The 11,338-nt window shown below is 63.7% G+C and carries 7 protein-coding genes and 4 tRNA genes; 7 read left to right on the top strand and 4 right to left on the bottom strand.

All coding sequences use genetic code 11. The annotated features are described in order from the left end of the window. Nucleotides 1–187: 187 nt before the first annotated feature. The gene (rnr, locus tag VL52_RS18020) at nucleotides 188–3,085 is read right to left on the bottom strand and encodes a ribonuclease R (RefSeq protein WP_046158334.1); all 2,898 of its coding nucleotides are present in this window, start codon (nucleotides 3,083–3,085) and stop codon (nucleotides 188–190) included. A 73-nt stretch (nucleotides 3,086–3,158) separates the two neighbouring features. Here rnr and VL52_RS18025 point away from each other — a divergent pair. From VL52_RS18025 to VL52_RS18040, 4 genes are all read left to right on the top strand, one after another. After that, nucleotides 3,159–3,245: transfer RNA gene (locus VL52_RS18025), tRNA-Leu, on the top strand. Nucleotides 3,246–3,296: 51 nt separating this feature from the next. Then, nucleotides 3,297–3,383: transfer RNA gene (locus VL52_RS18030), tRNA-Leu, on the top strand. A 35-nt stretch (nucleotides 3,384–3,418) separates the two neighbouring features. Continuing rightward, a tRNA-Leu gene (locus tag VL52_RS18035) sits at nucleotides 3,419–3,505 on the top strand. A 62-nt stretch (nucleotides 3,506–3,567) separates the two neighbouring features. Then, nucleotides 3,568–3,654, top strand: a tRNA-Leu gene (locus VL52_RS18040). 45 nt (nucleotides 3,655–3,699) lie between these two features. On the opposite strand, the gene VL52_RS18045 is transcribed toward VL52_RS18040, so the two are convergent. Beyond that, nucleotides 3,700–5,100: a sensor histidine kinase gene (locus VL52_RS18045; RefSeq protein ID WP_046158362.1), complete on the bottom strand. Its 1,401-nt coding sequence runs from the start codon at nucleotides 5,098–5,100 to the stop codon at nucleotides 3,700–3,702. Continuing rightward, nucleotides 5,093–5,773 carry a response regulator gene (locus VL52_RS18050; protein WP_046158335.1) on the bottom strand — a complete coding sequence of 227 codons (681 nt, stop codon included), beginning with the start codon at nucleotides 5,771–5,773 and terminating at the stop codon, nucleotides 5,093–5,095. Before VL52_RS18050 ends, VL52_RS18045 begins: the two co-directional genes overlap by 8 nt. 120 nt (nucleotides 5,774–5,893) lie before the next feature. On the opposite strand from VL52_RS18050, the gene VL52_RS18055 reads away from it, so the two are divergent. From VL52_RS18055 to VL52_RS18065, 3 genes are all read left to right on the top strand, one after another. Continuing rightward, nucleotides 5,894–6,979: an ABC transporter substrate-binding protein gene (locus tag VL52_RS18055; RefSeq protein WP_046158336.1), complete on the top strand. Its 1,086-nt coding sequence runs from the start codon at nucleotides 5,894–5,896 to the stop codon at nucleotides 6,977–6,979. A 67-nt stretch (nucleotides 6,980–7,046) separates the two neighbouring features. Then, on the top strand, nucleotides 7,047–8,789 hold the full coding sequence (locus tag VL52_RS18060; RefSeq protein ID WP_046158337.1) for an ABC transporter permease: 1,743 nt from the start codon (nucleotides 7,047–7,049) through the stop codon (nucleotides 8,787–8,789). Then, nucleotides 8,782–9,861 (top strand): ABC transporter ATP-binding protein, encoded by a 1,080-nt coding sequence (locus VL52_RS18065; RefSeq protein WP_046158338.1) that lies wholly within the window; start codon nucleotides 8,782–8,784, stop codon nucleotides 9,859–9,861. The genes VL52_RS18060 and VL52_RS18065 overlap by 8 nt, the downstream gene beginning before the upstream one ends. A 43-nt stretch (nucleotides 9,862–9,904) precedes the next feature. On the opposite strand, the gene VL52_RS18070 is transcribed toward VL52_RS18065, so the two are convergent. Then, nucleotides 9,905–11,302 carry a DHA2 family efflux MFS transporter permease subunit gene (locus VL52_RS18070; protein WP_046158339.1) on the bottom strand — a complete coding sequence of 466 codons (1,398 nt, stop codon included), beginning with the start codon at nucleotides 11,300–11,302 and terminating at the stop codon, nucleotides 9,905–9,907. Nucleotides 11,303–11,338: the final 36 nt, after the last annotated feature.

Consider the following 11,338-nt stretch of genomic DNA (forward strand, 5'->3'; position numbering starts at 1 on the left):
TGAACTTTCTTCGACCGATACGCGCAAAGCGTTGATTTATAATAAAAGGAGCCGGAAGGGATTTTCATGAAAAAGCAAAACGCCTCCCCATGAGCCACACTCCAGAGCTGTCGCCGCCAAACAAAACCGGCTCGAATCCATGATTCGAGCCGGTTTGCTTATACCTATTAATATAGATAACAGCTGATCACTCCTCGCCAGCACGCTTTTTGACAATGCTCCTGCCGCTGCCGCGCTTGCGCGCCGCCGACTGCGTTTGAGATGGCTCTTGAGTCGGAGCGACCGCCGGCGGAGCATCCTGGCCACCCTTCGCAGTCTGACGACGGACCGGCGGCTTGGCTGCAGCCGGAGAAGCCTTTGGAGCCGAAGCGCCAGCCGGCTTTTCTTCGGCCGGCTTCGCTGAACGGACTCGCCCCTTAGGCGCGGCCGGCGCGCTTGCGGGCTTGGACACCGCTCCTTCGGCTTTTTGGCCCTCCACCGGCTTGGAGGTCTGCCGGGCCGCGGGAGCGGGTGCCTTCCCCGTCTCGCCGACAGCCGGCTTGGCCAAGCGGGTTCGCCCCTTCGGCGCGGCCGGCAGGCCTGCAGGCTTGGTTGCCGGGGTGCCCGTCTCAGGCGCCGCGCTCTCGGCTTTTGCAGCTGACATCTTGCCTTCCGCAGGCTTGGCTGCCTGGTCTGCCGCCGGCACAGAAGCAGCCCTCCTCTCTCCGGCTGGCTGGGCGGGACGCCTGCGTCCCGCCGGCGCCGGCGGCAAACCGGCCGGCTTCGACTCAGGCGGCTCGCCACTCGCCGGCGCCGCTGCAGCAACATGCGACCCTGCGCTTCCTTCGGCTTTTCCACCGCGACGGCGGCGGCTGGAACGGGCTGAGCCCCGCTTCTCGGCAGCGCCCTCGGCCGCCTCTTGCGCCGCGGGAGAGTCCTTGAACAGCGCGAAATCCACCTGGGAGCTTTCCAGATTGGCGCCCATCACCTTGACAGTCAGCACATCGCCAAGCCGGTACTGAACGCCGCTCTTCTCGCCGACGATGGCTTGCACATCCTTCTTGAAATGGAAGTAGTCCTTGCCCAGCTCGGAAATGTGCACCAGCCCTTCGACATATACATCGTCCAACAGCACGAATACGCCGAAGCTGGTGACCGCGCTGATCTTGCCTTGGAAGATCTCGCCAACCTTGTCGCGCATATAGTAGGTCTTGAGCCAGGACTCGACGTCCCGGCTGGCGTCGTCGGCGCGCCGCTCGGTCATCGAGCAGTGCACGCCGAGCTGCGCCCACTTGCCCGGCTTGTATTTGCCGCCCTTCAACACCGCCTTGATCGCCCGATGGACCAGCAGATCCGGATAGCGGCGGATAGGCGAGGTGAAATGGGTATAGGCTTCGTAAGCCAAGCCGAAGTGGCCGTGGTTGTCCGGGGTGTAGACCGCCTGCTGCATCGAGCGCAACAACATGGTCTGCAGCACCGGAGCATCCGGGCGCCCGTGGATCTGCTCGGCCAGCTTGCCGTAATCCTTGGCGCTAGGCTTGTCGCCGCCGCCCAGAACCAGGCCGACCAGCCGCAGATAGGTGCGCAGGTTTTCCAGCTTCTCTTCAGTCGGCCCCTCATGGACGCGGTACAGCGCCTTGTGGCCGTTTTTCTGCAGGAAATCGGCGGAACAGACGTTGGCCGCCAGCATGCACTCTTCGATCAAGCGATGCGCGTCGTTGCGCACGATGGGCACGATGCGCTCGATCTTGCCCTGCTCATTGAAGATCATCTGCGTTTCCACCGAGTCGAACTCGATGGCGCCGCGCTTGGAGCGCGCGGCCAGCAGGATCTTGAACAGCGCGTACAGGTCCTTCACCTGCGGCAGCATCGGATGGTCGGTGCCGTTCTGCAGCCAATCCCACACTTGGTTGTAGGTGAGGCGGGCCTTGGACTGCATCACCGCAGGATAGAACTTGTACTTCTTGACCTCGCCCTTGGCGTTGATCTGCATGTCGCAGACCATGCACATGCGCTCGACGTCGGGATTCAGCGAGCAGATGCCATTGGACAGCGCCTCCGGCAGCATCGGGATCACCCGGCGCGGAAAATAGACCGAAGTGCCGCGATCCAGCGCCTCCTTGTCCAGCGCGTCGCCCGGCTGCACGTAGAAGCTGACATCGGCGATCGCCACCACCAGGCGGTAGCCCTTGCCCTGCTGCTCGGCATATACCGCGTCGTCGAAATCGCGCGCGGTTTCGCCGTCTATCGTCACCAGCGGCAGTTCGCGCAGATCGACGCGGTCCTTGGTCCAGTCTTTCTTGCGCACCTTCTTCGGCGTTTCCTTGGCCTGAGCCAGCGCGTCGTCCGGGAAGCGGTGCGGCAGCGCGTGCTTGCGCAGCGCGATCTCGATCTCCATTCCCGGGTCGGCGTAGTTCCCCAGCACCTCGGCCACTTTGCCGACCGGCTGATGGCGGGCGTCCGGCTGCTGCAGAATATCCACCATCACCACCTGGCCATCCTTGGCGCCGGCGTCGCCGCCCGGCTCGATCAGGATGTCGTGATTGATGCGGCGGTCTTCCGGGCGCACCACCCACACGCCGCGCTCATGCTGGATGCGGCCGACCAGCTTGGTCACCGCGTGCTCCAGCACCTCGACGATCCGGCCCTCCTGCCGGCCGCGGCGGTCGACGCCGGACGGCCGCACCATCACGCGGTCGCCGTGCATCACCTTCCTCATTTCACGCTCGGGCAGGAAGATGTCGCTACCCGTGCCTTCGCCTTCATCGGGCATGGCAAAGCCGAAGCCATCGCGGTGGCCGGAAACCTTGCAGCGGATCAGATCGAGTTTCTGGGCGACGCAGACCGCGCCCTTACGATTGATGATGATTTCGCCATCGCGCTCCATCGCGCGCAGACGGCGTTCAAAGAAGGATGATTCGTCGCCGTGAATCGACAACATGCTAGCCAATTCACCCGGGAATAACGGCACCCCCTGCTCGGCGAGAATCTGCATGATGAACTCGCGGCTGGGCAAGGGATTGGAATATTTGAGTTTTTCCCTCTCGAGGAATGGATCCTGTTCGCGGAGGGAAGGACTTTTTTGCTTTTTTGAGGTTTGAGCCATTGACACCCTCAGAATTATGTCTATAATTCGCTTCTCGTTGCAGCGATGCAACAGAATGATACAGCAAAGCGACGCCCAGGTGGCGGAATTGGTAGACGCACTAGGTTCAGGTCCTAGCGCCCGCAAGGGTGTGGAAGTTCGAGTCTTCTCTTGGGCACCAATCTTACTATTGTAAGCCCGTCGCCAAGCTGGCATCATGAAAATCTGGTTGGCCCAGGTGGCGGAATTGGTAGACGCACTAGGTTCAGGTCCTAGCGCCCGCAAGGGTGTGGAAGTTCGAGTCTTCTCTTGGGCACCAATACAGATTAAAAATCGGCAGTACCGAAGCAATATGCCCAGGTGGCGGAATTGGTAGACGCACTAGGTTCAGGTCCTAGCGCCCGCAAGGGTGTGGAAGTTCGAGTCTTCTCCTGGGCACCAGATATTTTAAAATCTGACGCTTTCAGTTCCAGATTTCAGCAGCAATACAATTTAAAGTTTTAGCCCAGGTGGCGGAATTGGTAGACGCACTAGGTTCAGGTCCTAGCGCCCGCAAGGGTGTGGAAGTTCGAGTCTTCTCTTGGGCACCAAATTCAACGAAAACCCCATTGCTTCGGCAATGGGGTTTTCGTTTTTCAGCGCCCCGGAAAATACACGCTCACCCGCAATCCGCCCTCCATCGCCTGATCCAGCGACAAGCGCGCGCCATGCCGGCCCGCGATCTCCCTGACGATGGCCAGCCCCAATCCGCTGCCTTCGCGCCTCTCTCCCGCTAACCGATAAAATCGCAGCAACACCTTTTCCCGCTCCGCTTGCGGAATGCCTGGCCCGCTGTCTCTCACCTCCAGGCAAGCGCGCTGCCCATCCCGCACCGCCACCGTCACTACCGCCCCCTCTCCTGCGTAGCGCAAGGCGTTGTCCAGCAGATTATTCAGCAACTCGCGCAGCAGGGCGCGATTGCCGCGAACCGAAACGCTGTCCTCGCCCTCATATCCCAGATCCGCGCCGCGCTCATGAGCGGCGGCGGCCCACTCCAGCGCCACCTCGCGCGCCAGCGCCGCCGCGTCCACCATTTCCAGCGCGATGGGCTGGCCGTTGTCCGGCTCCAGCCGCGACATCTGCAGCAACTGCGCGACCATGTGCCCCGCCTGCCGCAGGCCAGCCAGCAATCGACGAAGTTGCCGCCGCTGTTCGGCTGGCTCCTCCTCGCGCAAAGCCAGTTCCGCCTGGGTCTGCATCACGGCCAGCGGCGTCTTCAGCTGATGGGCTGCATCGTCGATGAAGCGGCGGCGGGCGGCGAACAAACGCTGCAGCCGCTCGCCGTGCAGATTGAGCGCGTCCACCAGCGGCGCCAGCTCGCTGGGCAGCCCCGCCTTGGGCAGAGGCTCCAGATCGTCTTCGTTTCTCGACGCTACCTCGGCCGACAAACGCCGCAAGGGCCGCAGTCCCCTGCTTACCGCCAGCGAGACAATCAGCAGCAGCGTCAACACCAGCAGGATTTCCTGCAGCAAAGAGCCCAACAACAGGCTGCGCGCCAGCTCCTGCCGCGATTCCGGCGTTTCCGCCACCTGCACCCAGACATCCTGGTCCCGCAACGTGAGCATGTCCCGCACCGTTTGCCGCAGGCTGACCAGGCGCACCTCCTCGCCCAGATAGTCGGCGTCGGAAAACTGCAGCGCCGGCGCGCCCGCGCCCTTTCTCGCCGGCGCCGGCAAATCCTCGTAGCCGGTCAGCACCCTGCCCTTCTCGTCGCTGACCCGATAAAACACCTTGCCGGCGGCATTGCTCTCGAACATCTGCAAGGCGAAGTACGGGATGTCCACCCGGATTTCTCCGCTGTGGCTGCTGATGCCGTTGGCGATGGCTCGGGCCGAGGTGTGCAGCATGCGGTCGAATGCCGCGTTGGCGCCGGCCAGGCTGCGTTGATAAGTCAGATAGGCGTCCAGCGACAGCAATAGCAGCAAGGGCAGCAACAGCCCCCACAACAAGCGCAGCCGCAGGCTGTCCGGACGCCGCCAAGCCTGACCGCTAGCCATGGCCGCCATCCGTCCGCGCCAGCAGATAGCCCAGGCCGCGCAAGGTGACGATGCCGACGTCGCCGTGCGCCAGCTTCTTGCGCAGCCGATGCACGTAGATCTCCATGGCTTCGGCGCTGCCGGATTCGTCCAGGCCGAAGATGCGCTCGGACAGCGCGTCCTTGCTGATGGCCTTGCCGCCCTGCAGCATCAACAGCTCCAGCACCGCGTGCTCGCGCGGGGTCAGCTTCAAGGCCTGGCCCGCCAGCGTGAACACCCGGCTGCCGCCGTCATAGCTCAGCCCGCCCACCGCCAGCAGATTGTGGTCATGGCCGTGGCTGCGGCGTATCAGCGCCCTCACCCTGGCCTCCAGCTCCACCAGGTCGAACGGTTTGGACAAGTAGTCGTCCGCCCCCATGTCCAGCCCCCGCACCCGGTCCTCCACTGATCCGTGCGCGGTCAGGATCAGCACCGGCACCGACTTTCGGCGGGCCCGCAAACGTCTGAGCACTTCCCAGCCATCCAGCCTGGGCAGGGCCAGGTCCAGGATCACCAGCGCATAGTCCTGGGTATGCAGCACATGATCGGCGTCCTGGCCGTCATGCATCGCGTCGACGGCGAAACCCGCCTGCGTCAGGGCTTTGAGCAGGGACTCGGCCAGATCCAGATTGTCTTCCACCAGGAGAATGCGCATGACTTGCCAAGCTGAAAGCGGATTGAAAGGTTTACTCTAATACCATGCTTGCCAGACCGCAGCCAATAGAGCCGTGGAATCAAGACGGGCCCGGACAGGGCCCCAACAGGAGAAGGCATCATGCAAGGCAAGCTGAAACTATCACTCTGCGTCGCGGCGTTAAGCGGCTCCGCCTGGGCGGCGCCGGCGCACTACCCGTCCAGCTATCAGAATCTGGAAGCCGCCGCGGCCAAGGAAGGCAAGCTGATCATCTATTCCGCCACCGACAGCGCCGTCGCGCGGCCGCTGCTCAAAGACTTCCAGTCGCTGTATCCGGCGGTGAAGGTGGAATACCACGATATGAACACCACCGAGATCTACAACCGCTTCATCAGTGAAAACGCGGCCAACAGCGCCAGCGCCGATCTCGTGTGGAGCTCGGCGATGGACCTGCAGGTCAAGCTGGTCAACGACGGCTACGCCGCCAGCTACGCCTCGCCCGAGACGCCCAACCTGCCCAAGTGGGCCCACTACCAGCAACAAGCCTACGCCACCACTTACGAACCGGTGGCCATCGTCTATAACAAGCGCCTGCTCAAGCCTGAAGAAATTCCGCAGACCCGCGCCGACCTGATCCGCATCCTGAAGGCCAATCCCTCGCGCTTCAAAGGCAAGGTCACCACCTATGACATCGAGCGCTCCGGCGTCGGCTTCAACTTCCTGACCCAGGACTACCGCTACAGCCAGCAAGGCGTATGGGACCTGGTGCGCGCGCTGGGCCGATCCGGCGTCAAGCTGCAGACGTCCACCGGAGCGATGATGGAGCGCATCTCCTCCGGCGAGAATCTGATCGGCTACAACATCCTCGGCTCCTACGCCTTCGCCAAGGCCAAGAAGGACCCGTCCATCGGCTATGTCTACCCCAAGGACTACACCCAGGTCGCCAGCCGGCTGGCCATCGTGTCCAAGAAAGCCAAGCATCCCAACGCCGCCCGCCTGTGGCTGGACTACCTGCTGTCCAAGCGCGGCCAGGACATCCTCGCCAATCAAGCCGACCTGTTCTCGCTGCGATCCGACGTCGGCGGCGCAGCCTCCCTGTCCGCGCTGAACCAGCAATTGGGCAGCAGCATCAAGCCAATCCAGATCGGCCCCGGCCTGCTGGTTTACCTCGACCAGGCCAAGCGGCTGGACTTCATGCGCAACTGGCAGCAATCGCTGAAAAACTGAGCGCCGCCCCTCGCCCGGCGCGCCGCATCGTCTCCGCGCCGGACGCCCATACTCCGGAGTCCACGCAATGCACACTTCCTCCACCGCCGCGGCATCGCCGCCGGTGCCGCCAACCGCGCCCGGCCGCCGACTGACGCGCCACCTATGCTGGCGCAATCTGACCATCGCCTGTGTCGCGCTGGCCGTGATGGCGCCGCTGTCGCTGGTGCTGTACCAGAGCCTGCTCAACCAGCCCTTTTTCATGACGGACAAAAGCCTGGGGCTGGGCGCCTACCTCTTCATTTTCGCCGACCCGGACTTCTGGTCCGCGCTGAAGAACTCGGTGGCCATCGCCGTCGGCATGGCGCTGATCGCCATACCGCTGGGCGGCGTGCTCGCCTTCCTGATGGTCCGCACCGACCTGCCCGGCCGCCGCTGGCTCGAGCCGCTCCTGCTGACGCCGGTATTCGTCTCGCCCATGGTGCTGGCCTTCGGCTACGTGGTGGCCGCTGGCCCGGTGGGTTTCTACTCGCTGTGGCTCAAGCAACTGTTCGGCTGGGACGAGTTGCCGTGGAGCATCTATTCGCTGACCAGCATCGCCGTCATCGCCGGCCTCACCCATGTGCCGCACATCTATCTCTACGCTTCCGCCGCCCTGCGCAACCTGGGATCGGACGTGGAGGAAGCGGCGCGCGTGGCCGGGGCCAGCCCGTTCCGGGTGGCGCGTGATGTCAGCCTGCCGATGATCATGCCCTCGCTGCTGTTTTCCGGCGTGCTGGTGCTGTTTCTAGGCTTTGAGATCTTCGGCCTGCCGCTGGTGCTGGGCGATCCGGAAGGCCATCTGGTGCTGGCCACTTATCTCTACAAGCTCACCAACAAGCTGGGCATTCCTTCCTATCACCTGATGGCCGCGGTGGCGGTATGCCTGATCGCCATCACCTTTCCGCTGGTCCTGCTGCAGCGGCGCCTGCTGCGCAGCGCCAACCGTTTCGTCACGGTGAAGGGCAAGGCCGGCCGCCAGCACGCGCTGTCGCTGGGCGCCTGGCGCTATCCCGCCATCGCCATCGTGCTGCTGTGGCTGCTGCTGACGGTGGCGGTGCCTATTTCCGGCATCGCGCTGCGCTCGGTGGTCAGCCACTGGGGTGAAGGCGTATCCCTGGCCGAGGCGCTGACGCTGGAACACTTCTCCCTGCTGTTCGAGGAAGACAGCATCGTGCGCGCCATCGTCAACACCCTGGGCGTGGGGGTGATAGGCGGCGCGCTGGCGGTGGGCTTCTACACGCTGGTGGGCTTCGCCGGCCATCGCCGCCATGATTGGGGCAGCCGCCTGCTGGACTATCTGGTGCTGCTGCCGCGCGCGGTGCCCGGCATCCTGGCCGGCCTCGCCTTCCTGTGGGTGTTCTTGTTTGTCCCCGGCCTGCAGGGCGCGAAGAACAGCATGTTCTCGATCTGGCTGGCCTACACCGTGGTCTGGCTGGCCTATGGCATGCGGCTGGTGCAAAGCGCGCTGCTGCAGGTGGGGCCGGAACTGGAAGAAGCCGCCCGCAGCGTCGGCGCCAGCCCGCGCCGCGCCAGCCTGGACGTCACCCTGCCGCTGATCCGCTTCGGCCTGATTTCCAGCTGGCTGCTGATCTTCATGATTTTCGAGCGCGAATACTCCACCGCCGTCTACCTGCTGTCCCCCGGCACCGAAGTCATCGGCTCGCTGCTGGTATCGCTGTGGGCCACAGGCGCGGTGGACCAGGTGGCCGCGCTGTCCGTGATCAATATTCTGATGGTGGGCGCCGGCTTGGCCGTGGCGCTGCGCCTGGGAGTGAAACTGCATGACTAAGCTCGTCGTCGACAATCTGTTTCTCAGCTATGACGCCACGCCCATCCTCAAAGGCGTGTCCTTCATCCTCAATGCCGGAGAAGTCGTCTCGCTGCTGGGCGCTTCCGGCAGCGGCAAGACCACGCTGCTGCGGGCCATCGCCGGGCTGGAGCAGCCCTCCGCCGGCTCCATCCGCCTGAACGAGCAAACCCTGTACGACGGCGATGCCGGCCACAACCTGCCGGTGGAGAACCGCTCGCTGGGCCTGGTGTTCCAGTCTTACGCGCTGTGGCCCCACCGCACGGTAGCGGAAAACGTCGGCTACGGCCTCAAACTGCGCAAGACCGGGCAAAAAGAGATAGCCGACCGCGTGGGACAGGTGCTGGAGCAATTGGGTCTGGGCGCGCTGGGCCAGCGCTACCCTCATCAGCTATCAGGCGGCCAGCAGCAGCGGGTGGCCATCGCCCGCGCCCTGGTGTACAACCCGCCGGTCATCCTGCTGGACGAGCCGCTGTCCAATCTGGACGCCAAGCTGCGCGAAGAAGCCCGCGCCTGGCTGCGCGAACTGATCATAGAGCTGAAACTGTCCGCGTTGTGCGTCACCCACGACCAGGGCGAAGCGATGGCGATGTCCGACCGCATCCTGCTGCTCAAGCATGGCCGCATCGAACAGGCCGGCACGCCGACCGAGCTCTACTCCCAGCCCGCCAGCCTGTACAGCGCGCAGTTCATGGGCGCCAACAACACGCTGAGCGCCACCGTCGCCGCCAGCGAAGGCGACAGCGTCATCCTGCACGGCGACGGCTGGCAGCTGAAGGCCACCGCCCGCCAGCCCTTGCCGGCGGGAAGCCAAGCGCAGGCGGTGATCCGGCTGGAGCGGCTGCGAGTGCGCGACGAGCCCGGCCACAACCGCCTGCCAGCCAAGCTGCTCACCTCGATGTATCTGGGCGACCGCTGGGAATACCTGCTGCAACAAGGAGAAAACCGGCTGCGCGCCTACGGCCAGGAAGCCAGGGCGGCTGGCGAATGCTGGCTGGAGTTCGGCGAGCGCGACACCTGGGCGTTCGGCCGGGAAGCATCCAATCCAAGCTAACCTCAGGCAAGCGGCCGCTCCGGGCACAAACCCGGAACGGCTGTCACTCATGCCCGCCCGATACCTGCCGTCCGGCATCCTGCTCCAGCTTCCAAAACTGCAGGCTGGACAATACGGTCAGACCGCCCATGAACAGGAAAGCGTGGCCAAAATCGCCGGCGGTCAGCTGTTGATGGCCCTGCAACCAGGCAGCGCCCTGCAACGCGAACGCGCCCACGGTCACGCCGAAGCCGGCAGCCAGTTGCTGCGCGACGCTGGACAAGCTGGTGGCGTGGCTAAGCCTCTCCTTGTCGACATCGGCGAAAGTGATCGCATTCAGGCTGGTGAACTGCAGCGAACGCAGGCAACCGCCCACCACGAACACCAGCAGCAGCAGCCAATGCGGCGTGTCTGCCTGAAACAGCGAGTACACGGCCACCGAACACCCCGCCAGAATGCTGTTCACGACCAGCACCCGCCGAAAACCGAACCGCTGCAACACCTTGGAGACAACGGTCTTCATCCCTATCGCGCCCATCGCGGTGGAACAGGTCAATAGGCCGGACTCGAACGGCGAAAAGCCGAAACCCAACTGCAGCATCAAGGGCAGCAGGAAAGGAATGGTGCCGATGCCGACCCGGAATATGAAGCCTCCGACCACGCCGGCATAAAAAGTGGGCAGCCTGAGCAACGACAGATCCAGCAGTGGATGCGACTGCCTGCGGTAATGCCACAGATAGGCCAGCAGCAGCGACGCGCCCAGCATGGATAGCCAGATCGAAGCGGTGGCTGACAACATGTGCTTGCCCTCGGTGGCCAGCCCCAGCATCAGTATCGACAGTCCGGTTCCGGTCAAAAGAAAACCCCACCAGTCCAGCCTGGGCACTTCATCCTCTTTCAGATTGGCGATAAAACGGCCCGCCAGCGCCAATCCGAGCAGGCCGATAGGAATATTGATCAGAAAGATCCATCGCCAGTGGAAATAAGTGCTGATGAAGCCGCCCAGCGGCGGCCCTATCACCGGTCCCAGCAGCGCCGGCACGGTCAGGTAGCTGAGCGCCCGCACCAGATCCGCCTTGTCTATGGTGCGCAAGATGACCAGCCGCCCCACCGGCACCATCATCGCCCCGCCGATGCCCTGCAGGAAGCGCGCCAGCACAAAGCCGTGCAGGCTGCCGGTCATCGCGCACAGCAGCGAGCCCAGCATGAATACCAGAATGGCGGAACGGAAAATGCGGCGAGCGCCGAAACGGTCGGCCATCCAGCCGCTGATGGGAATGAACACCGCCAGACTGACCAGATAGGACGTCAACGCCAGCTTCAGCGAGATCGGGTCCACCCCCAGATCCTGCGCGATCACTGGCAGCGAGGTTGAAATCACGGTGGCGTCCATGTTTTCCATGAACAGCGCCGTGGCGACGATGAGCGGCGTCAGCATGCCGGGAGCGATTTTCAACTGCATGACAAAAGGATATGAGCGAGAAGCGTTTCAGTTTAT

Origin of the sequence: Chromobacterium vaccinii (assembly GCF_000971335.1) — a bacterium.
Lineage (GTDB): Bacteria > Pseudomonadota > Gammaproteobacteria > Burkholderiales > Chromobacteriaceae > Chromobacterium > Chromobacterium vaccinii.